This window comes from Neorhizobium sp. PAMB6630 (genome assembly GCF_058242775.1).
In genome coordinates, this window is sequence record NZ_CM177836.1 from 2909729 (window position 1) to 2924243 (window position 14515).

18 protein-coding genes are annotated in these 14515 nt (G+C 59.8%); 8 read left to right on the top strand and 10 right to left on the bottom strand.

Going from position 1 to position 14515, the window contains the following annotated elements:
- Nucleotides 1-135: 135 nt before the first annotated feature.
- From AC4CWF_RS13980 to AC4CWF_RS13990, 3 genes are all read right to left on the bottom strand, one after another.
- Nucleotides 136-1197, bottom strand: a complete 1062-nt coding sequence (locus AC4CWF_RS13980; RefSeq protein ID WP_491282253.1) for a zinc-binding metallopeptidase family protein — start codon at nucleotides 1195-1197, stop codon at nucleotides 136-138.
- A gap of 97 nt (nucleotides 1198-1294) precedes the next feature.
- Nucleotides 1295-1486, bottom strand: coding sequence for a CsbD family protein (locus AC4CWF_RS13985; protein ID WP_491282254.1), 192 nt, complete (start codon nucleotides 1484-1486; stop codon nucleotides 1295-1297).
- 115 nt (nucleotides 1487-1601) lie between these two features.
- Nucleotides 1602-2243 carry a YqgE/AlgH family protein gene (locus AC4CWF_RS13990; RefSeq protein WP_491282255.1) on the bottom strand — a complete coding sequence of 214 codons (642 nt, stop codon included), beginning with the start codon at nucleotides 2241-2243 and terminating at the stop codon, nucleotides 1602-1604.
- A 213-nt stretch (nucleotides 2244-2456) separates the two neighbouring features.
- Here AC4CWF_RS13990 and AC4CWF_RS13995 point away from each other — a divergent pair, with 213 nt between their 5' ends.
- From AC4CWF_RS13995 to AC4CWF_RS14005, 3 genes are all read left to right on the top strand, one after another.
- On the top strand, nucleotides 2457-3257 hold the full coding sequence (locus AC4CWF_RS13995) for a protein-disulfide reductase DsbD domain-containing protein (RefSeq protein WP_491282256.1): 801 nt from the start codon (nucleotides 2457-2459) through the stop codon (nucleotides 3255-3257).
- A gap of 98 nt (nucleotides 3258-3355) precedes the next feature.
- Nucleotides 3356-3841: a peroxiredoxin gene (locus tag AC4CWF_RS14000; protein WP_491282257.1), complete on the top strand. Its 486-nt coding sequence runs from the start codon at nucleotides 3356-3358 to the stop codon at nucleotides 3839-3841.
- A gap of 177 nt (nucleotides 3842-4018) precedes the next feature.
- Nucleotides 4019-5707 (top strand): FAD/NAD(P)-binding protein, encoded by a 1689-nt coding sequence (locus tag AC4CWF_RS14005; RefSeq protein ID WP_491282258.1) that lies wholly within the window; start codon nucleotides 4019-4021, stop codon nucleotides 5705-5707.
- Here AC4CWF_RS14005 and AC4CWF_RS14010 read toward each other — a convergent pair.
- Entirely contained in the window at nucleotides 5692-6450 is a 759-nt protein-coding gene (locus AC4CWF_RS14010; RefSeq protein ID WP_491282259.1) for an MOSC domain-containing protein, read from the bottom strand. The genes AC4CWF_RS14005 and AC4CWF_RS14010 overlap by 16 nt on opposite strands.
- Before the next feature lie 190 nt (nucleotides 6451-6640).
- Here AC4CWF_RS14010 and AC4CWF_RS14015 point away from each other — a divergent pair, with 190 nt between their 5' ends.
- The 4 genes from AC4CWF_RS14015 to AC4CWF_RS14030 are packed head-to-tail and all read left to right on the top strand — an operon-like array spanning nucleotide 6641 to nucleotide 9292.
- The gene (locus AC4CWF_RS14015) at nucleotides 6641-6763 is read left to right on the top strand and encodes a hypothetical protein (protein WP_491282260.1); all 123 of its coding nucleotides are present in this window, start codon (nucleotides 6641-6643) and stop codon (nucleotides 6761-6763) included.
- Nucleotides 6760-7509, top strand: a complete 750-nt coding sequence (locus tag AC4CWF_RS14020) for a metal ABC transporter ATP-binding protein (RefSeq protein WP_491282261.1) — start codon at nucleotides 6760-6762, stop codon at nucleotides 7507-7509. Before AC4CWF_RS14015 ends, AC4CWF_RS14020 begins: the two co-directional genes overlap by 4 nt.
- Entirely contained in the window at nucleotides 7506-8378 is an 873-nt protein-coding gene (locus tag AC4CWF_RS14025) for a metal ABC transporter permease (protein ID WP_491282262.1), read from the top strand. Before AC4CWF_RS14020 ends, AC4CWF_RS14025 begins: the two co-directional genes overlap by 4 nt.
- A gap of 17 nt (nucleotides 8379-8395) precedes the next feature.
- On the top strand, nucleotides 8396-9292 hold the full coding sequence (locus AC4CWF_RS14030) for a metal ABC transporter substrate-binding protein (RefSeq protein WP_491282263.1): 897 nt from the start codon (nucleotides 8396-8398) through the stop codon (nucleotides 9290-9292).
- Between the two features lie 110 nt (nucleotides 9293-9402).
- Here the strand turns inward: AC4CWF_RS14030 and AC4CWF_RS14035 are convergent, their stop codons facing one another.
- Nucleotides 9403-10512: an ATP-binding protein gene (locus AC4CWF_RS14035; RefSeq protein WP_491282264.1), complete on the bottom strand. Its 1110-nt coding sequence runs from the start codon at nucleotides 10510-10512 to the stop codon at nucleotides 9403-9405.
- 16 nt (nucleotides 10513-10528) lie between these two features.
- Nucleotides 10529-11251, bottom strand: coding sequence for a response regulator transcription factor (locus AC4CWF_RS14040; RefSeq protein WP_491282265.1), 723 nt, complete (start codon nucleotides 11249-11251; stop codon nucleotides 10529-10531).
- Nucleotides 11252-11321: 70 nt separating this feature from the next.
- On the opposite strand from AC4CWF_RS14040, the gene AC4CWF_RS14045 reads away from it, so the two are divergent.
- On the top strand, nucleotides 11322-12077 hold the full coding sequence (locus AC4CWF_RS14045; RefSeq protein WP_491282266.1) for a phosphatase PAP2 family protein: 756 nt from the start codon (nucleotides 11322-11324) through the stop codon (nucleotides 12075-12077).
- Between the two features lie 168 nt (nucleotides 12078-12245).
- Here AC4CWF_RS14045 and AC4CWF_RS14050 read toward each other — a convergent pair whose 3' ends face one another.
- The 4 genes from AC4CWF_RS14050 to AC4CWF_RS14065 form a co-directional block, all read right to left on the bottom strand.
- Nucleotides 12246-12554 (bottom strand): Dabb family protein, encoded by a 309-nt coding sequence (locus AC4CWF_RS14050; protein ID WP_491282267.1) that lies wholly within the window; start codon nucleotides 12552-12554, stop codon nucleotides 12246-12248.
- A gap of 80 nt (nucleotides 12555-12634) precedes the next feature.
- Nucleotides 12635-13078, bottom strand: coding sequence for a ribonuclease HI (gene rnhA / locus AC4CWF_RS14055; protein WP_491282268.1), 444 nt, complete (start codon nucleotides 13076-13078; stop codon nucleotides 12635-12637).
- Entirely contained in the window at nucleotides 13075-14055 is a 981-nt protein-coding gene (locus AC4CWF_RS14060) for a homoserine kinase (protein ID WP_491282269.1), read from the bottom strand. The genes rnhA and AC4CWF_RS14060 overlap by 4 nt, the downstream gene beginning before the upstream one ends.
- Nucleotides 14056-14188: 133 nt before the next feature.
- Entirely contained in the window at nucleotides 14189-14515 is a 327-nt protein-coding gene (locus tag AC4CWF_RS14065; RefSeq protein WP_491282270.1) for a type II toxin-antitoxin system RelE/ParE family toxin, read from the bottom strand.

Consider the following 14515-nt stretch of genomic DNA (forward strand, 5'->3'; position numbering starts at 1 on the left):
GTGGGGAGGGTTTGGGAGGGGACTTTCTTCACATATGCGATTGTCCTGCAGCACGCGGGGAGAGGGGAAGAGGCGGTGCGATGCCACCGCTGCAGCGTCGTTGACTTTGTCAGCCGCTTAAAGCGCGCCCTGCCCTCAATGATTGCCGTGAACCAGGCCGTGGATAAACTCCAGCTTGGCAACCACTGTGGGCGTCAGGATGAACGGATAAAGATCCGGCACGCCCATCGAGCGGTGAATGCTGTTCATCGCCACGCTGAAGGGGATCCAGGCTTCCACCAGCTGGGCGGCATCATGGGCGCGGTAGGGATTGAAATCCACTTCGGACGCAAGCTCGGCGTGGCCGCGGGGCTCCACCACCATGCCCAGCGCCCGCGCCATTTCCAACGTATCGACGATATGCACGTAATGGGCAAAACACTCGGCAAAATCCTCCCACGGATGGGTGCTGGCATAGGTGCTGATGAAATGCTCCCGCCAGTCCGCCGGCGGACCTTGCTCGTAATTGCGCTTTAGCGCTTCGGCGTAATCGGCGCGTTCATCGCCGAAGGCGAGGCGGAACGGATCGAGCCGGTTCATGTCACGCACCAGCTTGTCCCAGATGTAATGGCCGGTTTCGTGGCGGAAATGGCCAAGCATGGTGCGATAGGGTTCGTTCATGGAGACGCGGATCTGCTCGCGGGTCGCATCGTCTGCCTCGGCGGCGCGGATGGCGATAAGGCCGCTTTCGTGCCCGGTCATCGCCGGCACCACGGTGCCGTCCGGCTTCACCTCGTCCACGAGGAAATCGAACACCAGCCCGCCTTCGGGATCTTCGGCGCGGGTGGTGCGCGGCAACTCCCATTTCAGCATCGAATAAAACAGATGGCGTTGCGCCTGGCTGATGGTGCGAAACTGGCGAAGGCCATCGTCGGTGGACGCATCCGGCACCAGCCGGTTGTGGCGGCAGGCAACGCAGAAGGTCTCCTCCCCTTCAGCCGGTATCGTCCAGTTGCAGATGTCATTCACCTCATTGGCGCAGAGGCGCAGCGTATGGCCGGGATCCGACACCAGCCGCCAGAAACCATCCGGCCCCTCGTTCAGCGCCTGCATCGTCAGCCGTTCCGGCACGAAGGCCAGCCTGTGGCCGCAATTGATGCAGACGCGGTTGTCGAAATGGATGGATTGGCCGCAATGATCGCATTCATAAAGGCGCATGGATCGGATCCGTTAAAAAAGAGCAGGGCTTACACATACAAAGCCTGCCCCGACTGACGCCGGGGCAGGCTTTTTAAAAAGTTCGGCGAAGGATGGATCAGGCCTTGTCGATGACGCCCTTGGCGCCATCCTTCAGTTCACCCTTGGCATGCTGAGCCTTGCCCTTGGCTTCCTGGGCGTGGCCCTTGGCTTCCAGGGAGTGATTGTCGGTCGCATCGCCAACAGCCTGCTTCGTCTTGCCGGCGAGTTCGTTGGCCTTGCCGGATACCTTGTCGCTCATGCTACCCATGGGTCTTCTCCTTGGTTCACCGCAGTTTGCCCGCGGTTTCTGGAGGAGAGAACGCAAGGAACACAACTTGGTTCCGGCAGGCTTTGTCGTCAGACTTTGCCGTCAGGCTTTGTCGTCAGGCGTGGCCGGCTTCGCTCGACAGCATTTCCGGCCGCACCCCCATCAGCCCAAGCGCACGCTCGTATTTGTCGTCCAGCGTGCGGTCGAAGATCAGCTCCTCGTCGGCGGGGCAGTTCAGCCAGCCATTGGCGCCGATCTCGGCCTCCAGCTGGCCGGGGCCCCAGCCGGCATAACCGAGCAGCATGGTGGCGCGGGCAGGCCCGCGCCCCTCACAGATCGCCCGCACGATATCAAGCGTCGCCGTCAGCGAAATGTCATCGCTGACCGGAATGCTGGAATCGCTCAGATAATCGTCCGAATGCAGCACGAAGCCGCGGCCCGTCTCGACAGGCCCGCCGTTCAGGATCGGAAAATCGCGCGCCGCACTCGGCAGCATGATGGCATCCGTCTGGTCCACCATCTTCAGGTGCAGCAGGATTTCCGGAAACGAGATGGACTGGGCGCGGTTGATGATGAAACCCATGGCGCCCGCCGGCGAATGGGCGCAGATATAAACGACCGAACGGCTGAAATTGCCGTCCTGCATGCCGGGCATGGCGATGACGAACTGGCCGTCAAGAAACCCGCGCTCGCGCTTGTCGGCCGGCTTTTCCGCCAGTCTTTCTGCCAGTTTATCCGTCAGCGTCGACAATGGCATCGTGCCTCCTGCTCGGTAGGCCCGGCCCGGGTATGGGCGAGGCGTTTTTTTTCGTCAAAACGGCCGTCTCTCTTCAAGATGGGGCAGGTCCTGTGATCAATCAACCGAAAATGATCCGCATTGTACGCATGTGACTGGAAGCTGGCAGGGGCTTCGACTAAATCTGCAGCCATGGCATTCAATTTATTCGCAACCGCGCGCCGCCATGCATTCATGGCTCTTCTCCTTGCCGCAGCCGTGGCGCTGCCGCATGGCGCCCGGGCGGCGATGACCGCTTGGGCGGAAAACGAGGGTGGCCGGATGCGAATCATCACGCTGCCGGCAGAACCTGATGGCACCGTGCGCGGCGCGCTGCAGATCGAGCCGAAGAACGGCTGGATCACCTATTGGAAAGAGCCGGGCCAGGCCGGCATTCCCCCGCAGATTTCGCTGTCGCCGGGCGATGGCGTGACGCTCAAGCAACTGGAGTTCCCGGTTCCGCAAAAGTTCCAGACCGGCGAGGTGCGCGATCTCGGTTATGACCATGCGGTGACGCTGCCCTTCAGGCTGAGCGTAAAGGACAAGGGCCAGCCGCTGATGCTGAATGCCAGCGCCTTTATCGGCCTCTGCCACAATATCTGCATTCCCTTCCAGGCGGATTTCCATCTCGATCTTAAAGGTGGCAAGGGGCTGCCGTTCGAGGAAAACCTTATTCTGGACGAGGCGCGTAAAAGCCTGCCGGAAAAACCCTCGGACGATTTTGCCGTGACACATTATGCGCTGACCAAGGGCAAGAGCGACCTCAGCCTCGGCCTTCGCCTGCCACCGGGAAGCCCATCGCCGCAGATCTTCGTGGCAACGCCTGCGGGCCATGTGCTGTTTGACCAGATGAACGGCAGAGACGTCGATGGCACCTATGTGGTGGACATGCCGCTCGGCAAGGGGGCCGACAAGGTGACGGCGGGCGGCAAGCACTGGGACATTCTGGTGATTGCCGGCAGCCGCGCCATGGAAACCTCGCTTGCCTTCGATTGAGGCCGCTTTATAGTGCCGCGAATGCGCCAGCGCGTGCCCCGCCTGGCTCTCATTTCGGCCCGAGCTTTTCAGAACAGACCGCATCCAAGGAGATGATCATGACGATTTCCGTCGGCGATACGCTGCCGCAAGCAACGTTTAAGGAAAAGACCCAGGACGGACCGGTGGAAGTGACGACCGACAGCCTGTTCAAGGGTAAGAAGGTCGTACTGTTTGCCGTACCCGGCGCGTTTACGCCCACCTGCTCGCTGAACCACCTGCCCGGCTATCTGGAAAACCGCGACGCACTTCTGGAGCGCGGCGTCGACGACATCGCCGTCGTTGCCGTCAACGACTGGTTCGTGATGGGCGCCTGGGCCGAAAAGAGCGGTGGTCTCGGCAAGATCCATTTCCTCTCCGACTGGGATGCCGCATTCACCAAGTCGCTCGGCCTCGATATCGACCTCTCGGCCGGCGGCCTTGGCGTGCGCTCCAAGCGTTATTCCATGCTGGTGGAAGACGGCGTGGTGAAAACCCTCAACATCGAGGAAAGCCCCGGCCAGGCCACAGTTTCCGGCGCCGCGGCGATGATCGAGCAGCTCTGAGATTTTACGCTTCAAGATGATGGCAAAGCGGCTGTGATGGCCGCTTTGCTGCGTTGTGCTCACCAGCGACACGCCAGCCCAACAACCAAGACGTGCTTGCGGAACAAGCGGCCATTCCCGACATTGTAATGTCTCGTGCGCGAAGTCTCTTTCGCGCTTCTCCAGATCGAGACACAGATGCAAGATAGAATCGCGATCATCGGCAGCGGACCAACGGGTCTTTATACGCTGAAGGGCCTTATCGGCTCGGCCCTTCCCCTCTCCATCACCATTTTCGAAGCGGAAGCGGAGCCGGGCAAGGGCACGCCGTATCATCCCGATATCAACGATCCCGCCATGCTGTCGAACATCCCGAGCATCGAGTTTCCGGCGCTGACGGAAACGCTGGTGGAGTGGCTGTCGCGCCAGCAGGATGCAGAACTGCAGCGTTTGAGCATTTTGCGCGAGGCAATCGATGCGCGTGAATTTTATCCGCGCGTCGTGCTGGGCGAATATATGCGTGCGCAGTTTCTACAACTCGTGGCCATCGGCGAGCGCAACGGCCACCGCATCGACGTGCTGGACCGGCACCGGGTGATCGATATCGCTTTGCAGGAAACCGATATCCGCCTTTCGGTGACCGGCCGCGATAGCATCCGCTTCGAGGCGGTGTTTGACCATGTGGTGATGGCAACCGGCCATAACTGGCCCGACAATACCGAAATCCGCCCCGGTTATTTCATTTCGCCCTGGCCGGCGGCAGCGCTCAAAACCATTCCGCACGGGTCTGTCGGCATTCTCGGCACGTCGCTCTCCGGCATCGATGCGCTGATGAGCGTGGCGACTGCCCGCGGCACATTCCGGCTGGATACGGCCGGTGACCTGCAATACCAGCCGGCAACCGGCAGCGAGGCCTTTCACGCCACGATGATGTCTCGCAAGGGCCTGTTGCCGGAGGCGGATTTTTATTGTCCGCTGCCCTACCGGACACCGCAGGTGTGTACCGAAGAGGCTGTCGATGCGCTCATTGCAACCGGCCGCCACAACCTGCTGAACGAGATTTTTGAGCTGTTTCGTCAGGAAATTCTGGTCGCCGACCCCGATTATGCATCGAAAATCGGTCTATCGGAGCTGACGGTCGAAACCTTTGCCGAGGCCTATTACCGCGAAAGGGTCGCTTCAGACCCATTCGTGTGGGCCGCCAGAAACCTTGCGGAGACGCAAGCCAACCGGGACAGGCAATACACCGTGCCGTGGCGTTACGCGATCCTCATCACCCACGAGATTGTTGCGCGCGCCATTCCGCATCTCGATGAGACGGATCTCAAACGCTTTCATCGCCATTTCAAATCGATCTTCGTTGATGATTATGCCACCGTGCCGCTGATGTCGATCCGCCGGCTTCTGGCACTGAAACGCGCCGGAAAGCTCGATATTCTGGCACTCGGCAGTGATTACGACATTTCGAGCGACGGGATGGAGCGTGGCGCGGCTGTGACTGAAAACGGCAAGCGCCATGTCTTCGATGCCTTCATCGACGCGACCGGCCAGGCGACGCTGTCTGCCACTGATCTGCCCTTCCCGACGCTGGTGGCCCAAGGTGGCGTGCAAAAATCCGCAACGCCTGTCGCGCAGGGGTTTGTGACCGATACGGACGCCGTGCCGATGATCCGCACCGGCGGCATCGATATCGATGAGCAGTACCGGCCCAAGACGACGGCGCCGCTCTGCAACAATCTTTATTGCGCGGCGATTTCCTTCCTCTTGCACAAACATCCCTTTGTGCAGGGCATTACCAGCGCGTGGGAGATCGGCGAAACGGTCTCGGAGGCGATCCTCGAGACCATTTCGCCCCGACACGAGAGCCCGCTTCAGCTGTCGGCATAAACGATATCGCCGACCGAGATTGTTGCTTGGTCGGCGCCCTCAGCGGCAAGCCTGCCATAAACGCCGAGATGGCGGGCGTTGTGGCGCATGATGGCGCGCAACACATTGGCATCCTCCTCGATACCGGGCTGGGCCGCGAGCGTCATGCCGCAGCGGCGGGTGGCTTCGGTTACGCAAATCCTGTGTGTGCCGATGCGGATGTCTGAGCCGATCCAGTGGTTTTCGACAAAGCCCTCGCAACCCTCTTCCGTTTCAATGAGCACCGTCGGGCGAAAGCGGCGCGGATCAGGGTTCGACAATCCGCCGAGATTACCGAGCCTTGTGAGCGAGGCGGTGGTGAGGAGATGTAAGGGGGCCACGTCATAACGCGGCGCAAGTTTTGACAAATGCGCCGGCGCATCCGCTGAAAACGCCTCCTGCACACCAATTGCGACCGGAAAACCGAAATGCGCCGAGAGGTGCTCGGCAAGATCTGCGGCATCCAGCGGAAAAATTTGTCCATCCGGAAAGCGGATATTTGGCAAGGCGCTGCCTTCGGCAGTTTCCACCCTCAGCAAAAGCGCCGGGCGCCAGCGCGGCTCCTGCTCGGGCGCGGCCGGGCGGCCGGTTGCGGGATCGATGAGGCCAAAACGGCGGTCGCCGGCAACACCCTCCCGCGAGAGGTTGATCGTCTCCAGCGCCTCGCCCCCGAGCGAACTCACCGGATACCGGAACACCTTCGCCACCCGCCCGATTTTCTGCATTTAATCTCGCCCTGTTCCCTGACGTCCGTTTTCGCGTGCGACCCACGAATGTGGGTTTGCGAGGGAGAAGACAATTGTCTGCCCGGAGTTCCAAAAGATCGACCGGCGGGCTTGCCATTTTTCCGCCTTGATCGTTATAACATAACAATCCTCGTTCTCGACCAATCATCCTCCCCGGCAGGCATACAGAATGCGCTCACCTTCCTCCCCCTTCAGCCTCATGCAGCATTCGGCCCTGTCGCGGCTTTTCGCCGTTGCCGTGGTGATTGCCGGCCTATGGCTTGCCATTCACTGGGCGGTGCTGCTGCCATGAGCGCGGTGAAGGAGCCGGCGATCCGCCTGCATAACCTGACCGTCGCCTATGACCGGCATCCGGCGGTGCATCACGTCTCCGGCAGCCTTGCCAAGGGCAGCCTGACGGCGATCGCCGGGCCGAACGGGGCTGGAAAATCGACGCTTCTGAAGGCCATTGTCGGTGAATTGAAGCCGGCGGAGGGCCGTATTGAGCATACACTTTCCCGCACCGATATCGGTTATCTCCCGCAGGCGGCCGATATCAACCGGCGTTTTCCGATCAATGTTCTCGATACCGTGCTGCTCGGCGCCTGGAGGACAAGCGGCGCCTTTGGCAGCATTAACAGGGCAGCGCAGGAAAACGCCCGCGAGGCGCTGCAGACCGTTGGCCTCGAAGGGTTCGAGCGCCGCCCGATCGGATCTCTCTCGGCCGGCCAGTTCCAGCGCGTGCTGTTTGCCCGCCTGCTGCTGCAGGATGCAAGCATGATCCTGCTCGACGAGCCGTTTACCGCAATCGATGCCCGCACCACCCGCGATCTCCTGGAAATCGTAGCCTCCTGGCATGGCGAAGGCCGCACCGTGGTGGCGGTGCTGCATGATTTCGACCAGGTGCGCAGCCATTTCCCTCAGACGCTGCTGATTGCCCGCGAACTGATCGGCTGGGGGCCAACAGCTGAGGTGATGGCGCCGGAAAACCTCTTGCGCGCCCGCGCCATGGCCGAGCGTTTTGATGAAAACGCCGAAATCTGCGAGCCGGCGGCATGAGCGCCTATGACATCTTTTTCGCGCCGATGGTGGATTACGGTTTTATGCGCCGCGCGCTGGTGGCGTGCCTCTGCCTCGCGCTCGGCTCCGGTCCCATCGGCGTTTTTCTGATGATGCGGCGCATGAGCCTGATGGGCGATGCGCTGAGCCATGCGGTGCTGCCCGGTGCCGCCATCGGATACCTGATCGCGGGCTCGCTGTCGCTGACGGCCATGGGCATAGGCGGGCTGGTGGCGGGCATGTCTGTGGCGCTTCTGTCGGGCGCCGTCAGCCGGGCAACGGTGCTGTCGGAAGATGCAAGTTTTGCCAGCTTCTATCTTGCCTCGCTGGCGCTTGGCGTGCTGATCGTGTCGCTGCGCGGCTCCAATATCGACCTTTTGCATGTGCTGTTCGGCACCATTCTTGCGATCGATGCCCCTGCCCTCTTCCAGATCGGCGCGATCACCTCGCTCACACTCATCGTGCTCGCCGTCATCTATCGCCCGCTGGTGGCGGAATGTTTTGATCCCGGCTTTTTGCGCGCCGTCGGTGGGCACGGGCCGTTTTATCACGTCGCCTTCCTGCTGATGGTGGTGCTGAACCTTGTCGCCAGTTTCCAGGCGCTTGGCACGCTGATGGCGGTGGGGCTGATGATGCTGCCGGCAGCCATTGCCCAGCTCTGGGCGCGCAACCTGCCCTCCATGCTGCTGGTGGCTGTCGGCTCGGCGCTTGTCTCCGGTTATTTCGGCCTCATCGCCTCCTACCATCTCGAAATCGCCTCCGGCCCGACCATCATCATGACGGCGGCGATCATTTACGGAATTTCGATCTTCATCGCGCCCTCCGGCATCGCCCGGCGCTATTTCCCCCGCCCGCATCTCAAGGGTTAACCTCAAGGAGCTTGCCCATGTTGTCCCGCACACTCTTCCTGTCCGCCGCACTGCCAGCCCTCATCGCCTTTGCCGCGCCTGTTTCGGCGGCCGAGTTGAAGGCCGTCGCCTCGTTCACCGTTCTCGCCGACGTCGTGCATCAGGTCGGCGGCGACAAGGTGAAGGTGACAAGCCTCGTCGGCCCCGACGGAGACCCCCATGAATTCGAGCCCTCGCCGAAAGATGCCAAGGCGCTGAAAGCCGCCGACGTGGTGTTTGTGAGCGGCGAAGGCCTGGAAGGCTGGCTCGACCGGCTGATCTCGGCCTCCGGCACGAAGTCCAAGCCCGTCACCGTTTCAGAAGGCGTCAACACCCGCACGATGGAAGAAGACGGCAAGACCGTGACCGATCCGCATGTGTGGAACAGCCCGGTCAACGTAAAAATCTGGGTCACTAACATCGAAAAGGCACTCTCCGCCGCAGACCCTGAAGACGCCGCCACCTTCAAGGCGAACGCCGAAGCCTACACGAAAAAGCTCGACACGCTCGACGCCTATGCCCGCGAAAAATTCGCAAAAATCCCGGAAGACCGCCGCAAGGTGCTGACCAGCCACGACGCTTTTGGGTATTTCGGCCGCGAATACAAGGTGAGCTTCCTCTCGCCGCTCGGCGTTTCCACCGAAACCGAAGCCTCTGCCGCCGACGTTGCCAAACTGATCGACCAGATCAAGGCCGAACACGTCAAAACCTACTTCTTCGAAAACTCCAACGACCCGCGCCTCGTCAAACAGGTCGCCAAGGCCACCGGCGCCGAACCGGGCGGTGAACTTTACGTCGAATCCCTGTCAAAGCCATCCGGCCCGGCTGCGACCTATGAAAAGATGTTCCGGTTTAATGTGGATCATCTGGCGGGGGCGATGCAGAAGGGAAGCTGAGTTTCGAGCATCTAGCCTTGGCCCTCTCCCCGTCTGACGGGGGGAGGCAGCGCTTCAAGCACATGCCTGCCTCCGTTCGTTCCTGTTGTGGAGCGCGCACGCAACCAGACCTAGAATATGATCTTGGCGTAGGCACCGCCGTAGGGGTTATTCCCGACGTCCAACCGTGCATTGTGGCCTTCCGCGATAGCCTTAACGACCGTAAGGCCAAGCCCCGAACCGCTTAGACCGCGACCGTTAAGCCTCTCGCTTCTCCAGAACATATCGAAAGAAGAGTGCTGGACGGAGTCCGGCAGTCCTGGGCCTTTGTCTTCAACAGAAATAAATGACCGCCCGGCTTCATCCAAACCGGTATGGACATCGATTGGACCGGAATTGCCCGCGTATCGACGGGCGTTTTCGAGGAGAGCGAGCAGAGCCTGGCGGAAACGGTCCGGATCGATCTTCGCCGGTGCGGGCTGAAGGTAAGTTCGAAAATCGACAGCGCCGCCTGCAGAGGTCTGGAACAAGGTCACCGTCTCAGACACATGCAGAGCCAGGTCGGTCGTCGTGGTTGCTGTGACAAAGTCGATGGTGCCTGCCAATGACAGTGTATTCAACTGGTCCACGAGACGGGACATTCCCTGAGTTTGCACCAGCAGAGCTTGCAATTGTTCTTCGCTGGCAGGGATTACACCATCGGTCATGCCCTGTAGATTGCCCTGCAGCACGGTCAGGGGCGTACGCAATTCGTGGGCAACCGCCCGCGTGTTGAATTTCAGGCGGGTCTCCAGAGAGAGCAACTCGCTGGCCATGCGATTGATCGTTATCGCCAGCGTTTCAACTTCTTTCGTGGCTCCTGGTTCTACAGTGACCTGAAAATCGCCCTGCCGGATCTTTTCTGCGGCCGCAGTCAGGCGGGTGAGCGGGGCCACAATTCGATGAGCCAAGACGACCCCGATTCCGCTTGTGAACACGATCAGCAGAAAACCGAAACCCAAAACACCCTCGACAGGGGACGCTTCTGTAGCTTCCTCCAGTTGCGGATAAAGTGGCGCAAGTGCTGCGAGCCCTTTCTGGTCGGGGATCTCGCCGTTATTAATGCTGACCCAGGCCCGTCGCGCATCAGGGGGCAGTTCATCTAATGCCAACAATTCCGCATGATCGATATACCAGTCGGTCAGGATGTAGAGCAGCGCGATGGTTGTGAGTTGAATGACAGAGACCAGATAGGCTGTCATGGTTGAGAGGGTCGGTCTAGACACCTGTCGGCCTCGCGAAACGATAGCCGATGCCTCGCACTGCAACGATATATCCCTCTTGGCCGCAATTCGCCAGCTTTCGCCTCAGATTGGCGATATGTGTATCAACGGTTTTGTCCAGCGCATCACTGTCGGGCATACACGCGTCCAGCAACGACGATCTTTCGAAAGTCTTGAAGGGAGATCGGACAAAGCAGACCAAAAGGCGGAATTCCGTTGCAGTCAGCGGCAGTTCTAACCGACCTTTCTGCGTTGATGAGACCGCGATGTGGGAGTCCAGTTGGACTTCGATGCCGTCGTGCCGGATAACCTCATGGCCGGCAAAGCCTCTGGTTCGCTTCAGGACAGCCCCCACACGCGCCACAACTTCCTGCGGGTTGAACGGTTTCGTGACGTAGTCATCAGCGCCGAGCTTCAGACCGAGCAACTTGTCTGTACTGTCATCCATCGCCGACAAAAATATCACCGGAACAGTGGAATTTGCCCGAATTCTTGCGAGAAGATCGAAGCCGTCAATATCCGGCAGGCCGATATCGAGCAATATCAGGTCCGGCTGTAATCTCTGTACATGGGCGAGAGCCGCAAGGCCTGTTGATGCTTTGGTCGTTCTGTAGCCAGCTCTTGCAAGATATTTTTCCAGGAGGGACGCGATTTCTTCCTCGTCCTCAACAACCAGCACGAGCGACGAAATAATATCCAAATCCGCTGACTTTGGCATGCCTTCTCCGGTTCTCGGTCAAATCTTGATAATCCGGCGGGAGAACGTGGTTCGCAACAAGGAACCACCGATGAAGGTAACTGACCTCAACTACGTTCAAAAAGCAAATTCGAAAACTCTGGAGGACGAAGCGTCCCGTTTGCTTTCACAGGCGCTTATACTTTTGGGCTTTGTATCCTTGATATTTGCCGCAATGCCAGAACTTGACCTGGTGGTCAGTCGATTTTTCTGGGAGCCCACCGCTGGTTTCGATTTAAAGGACAACAGCTTCCTCATTGCATTTCGGGACACCAACAGGTTTCTACCTTGGAGCGTCATAGCAATTGCAACGACGCTGCTAATTCCAAATCCAATCGTCAGGAACCTCAAATGTCCCCCTGCACCGCACAAGTTGTTATTCGTGCTGACGTTCTTTGCAGCGGGTCCGGGGCTGGGCGTTCACCTGATCAAGATGTGGGTTGGCAGAGCGCGTCCCAGAGCGCTTGAGGAATTTGGCGGTAATGCGTTCTTTACGCCGCCGTGGCAGTTCACCGATCAATGCGTAAGGAATTGTTCCTTCATCTCGGGAGAGGCGGCGAGCGCCTTCGCACTGCTCACACTTGTCGTGTTTATCAACCCGAGATACCAGACCGTCTATCTCGGAGCGGTGGGCATCGTCGCGGCAGCCTTTTCGTTCAACAGGGTGATGTTTGGTGGCCACTTCCTGTCGGACGTGGTGATCGCCTGGAATGTAATGTTCGTTCTGGCGGTGCTACTCTGGCAATTGTTTTCTCGAAACGCACCTCAGATCGACGCTCTATTCACGAGGTTTCCTCGCCGACCGTAAGCCTCCCCCAATATGCCTCCCGGTTTCTTGCGTCCAGCTCGAACGGCCCGCCGCCACATCCTCCTGATGCCTGTTGCTTTGAATGAGCAAGTGGCTGGTGTCGTGAGGTCGTGGACCCGGATCTGTCAGGTAACCTCGCTCCCAAAGCAACCGTCTCCAGGCTCCCCCTCAAACCTCCAGATCAAACACCAGCAACCCCGCCAACCCGCCATCGCAGGCCGCCACAATGCGTTCGCCAACAGCCTTGTGGTCGGGGTGGATGAGATAGGCGTCGCGGGCGTCTGGGGTTTCGAAGGTCACGGCAAAGCCGTCCTGAAAGCCGCCGCTCAAACCCTCCGGCGAGACGTTGGGGCCGAACTTGATCGAGACGATGCCGGGGATGACGGTTTGGAGGGCCGACAGCGCCTCGAAGATCGATTGTTTTTCCGCGGGCGCAAGGGCTGATTTCAGGCGCAGGAAGACGCAGTGCAGGATCATGGTGTTCTCCGTGATGGGTCTGGTCCGGTTTCTGGCTTTGCAAAGGGGCGGCCGGCAGGCGGCCGCCCCTTTGCAAAAATTCAGCGTCTCTTGAACGGGGCCATGCCGAGGCGCGCCAGTTCATCGGCGCGTTCGTTTTCCGGGTGGCCGGCATGGCCTTTAACCCAGTGCCAGGTCACCTTGTGGCGCTGGTTTGCAAGGTCGAGCTGCTGCCACAGCTCGCCGTTTTTTACCGGCTTCTTGTCTGCGGTCTTCCAGCCGTTTTTCTTCCAGCCAAAGATCCATTTCGAGATGCCATCCATGACATATTTGCTGTCGGTATGGAGGTTGACCTCGCACGTGTCCTTCAGCGCGTTGAGCGCGGTAATGGCGGCCAGCAGTTCCATGCGGTTATTGGTCGTATCCGCCTCGCCGCCGTGAAGTTCCTTCAAGGTTTCGCCATAACGCAGGATGGCGCCCCAGCCGCCGGGGCCGGGATTGCCGGAACAGGCGCCGTCCGTATAAATCTCCACCTGTTTCATCAAAACGCCTCCTGACGCAGTTCAAGCCCATATTCCGTGGGCGACACGATGGCGCGGTGAAAGCGCAGCTTCTTCAGATATTCCAGCGGATCCTTCTTCACCACCAGCGCGCCGGCGGGTGTTGTCAGCCAGTCATAAAGACGGGTGAGGAAAAAGCGCAGGGCCGAACCCCGGCAGAGGATCGGAAGGGCGGCAACCTCTGCGTCCGACAGCGGCCGCACCGACTGGTAACCGGCAAGCATGGCCGCCCCCCGTGCAAAATTATAGGCGCCGTCGGCCTCGAAACACCAGGCATTGAGGCAGATCGCCACGTCATAGGCCAGGATATCGTTGCAGGCGAAATAAAAATCGATGAGGCCGGACAGCTTGTTATCGAGGAAAAACACATTGTCCTGAAAAAGGTCGGCATGGATGACGCCGGCCGGCAGGTTTTTCGGCCACACGCCGGAGAGATAATCCAGCTCGTCGCCGATTTCCGCCTGCAGGCCGGTCAGAACCTCGTCGGCGCGCGGGGCAGCCTTTTCCCAAAGCTCCACCCAGCCATCAAGCGACAGGGCGTTCGGCCGCCGGATCGAAAAATCGGCCGCCGCCAGATGCATGTCTGCCAGCGCCCGGCCGACTTCAAAGCAGTTCTGCGCCTCCGGCTTGCGCAGCCACACACCTTCGAGAAAGGAAATGAGCGCTGCCGGCCGGCCGGAAAGCTCGCCGGTCAATTGCTTGTCCTTGCGCGCCAAAGGCAGCGGGCAGGACAGGCCCCGTTTTGCCAGATGCTGCATCAGGCCTAAGAAAAACGGCAGATCGCCCGCATCCACCCGCTTTTCATAAAGTGTGAGGATCAGCGGCTCCTTCGTCGTGTGCAGCAGAAAATTGGAGTTTTCCACGCCCTCGGCAATGCCGCGATAAGAGGTCAGCTCGCCCACATCATACTGCGCGAGAAAGGTCTTCAGGTCGGTTTCGGAAATATCGGTATAGACGGCCAAGTGTGTGTGTCCTGCGGGCTGCGCGCTGCAACGTCAATGAAGCACAGGCATACAGCGGCAGGCGCCGGCATGGCTAGCCCCTTAGGGGCCAAGGGCACAGGATTTGGCGACGGGGGATGTTGGGGATCCGGCATCAGGTCTCGAACGTGTCAGGCGGCAGGTTTTCGAAATGGCTCTCCACATCCCGGTGTCCCTCCAGAATGTTGATCACCTCGAACAGGTCATCCCTCAGACGGAAGAAGATGACATAACCACGAAAGGCAGAGCTGCGGATATCGGGACCAAGTTCTGGCCGCAACCGCCCCATATCTCCGGGAAGTTCGGCCAGATACCGGCATTTCTGTCGCAGCAGGCCGGTAAAGTTCTGCCCGATTGCAACCGAGCCGCTTGCCTTGGCAATATAACGCAAGATACCGATCAGATCCTGCCGGGCGCTGTCCAGATAGACAAGCTTCGCCAC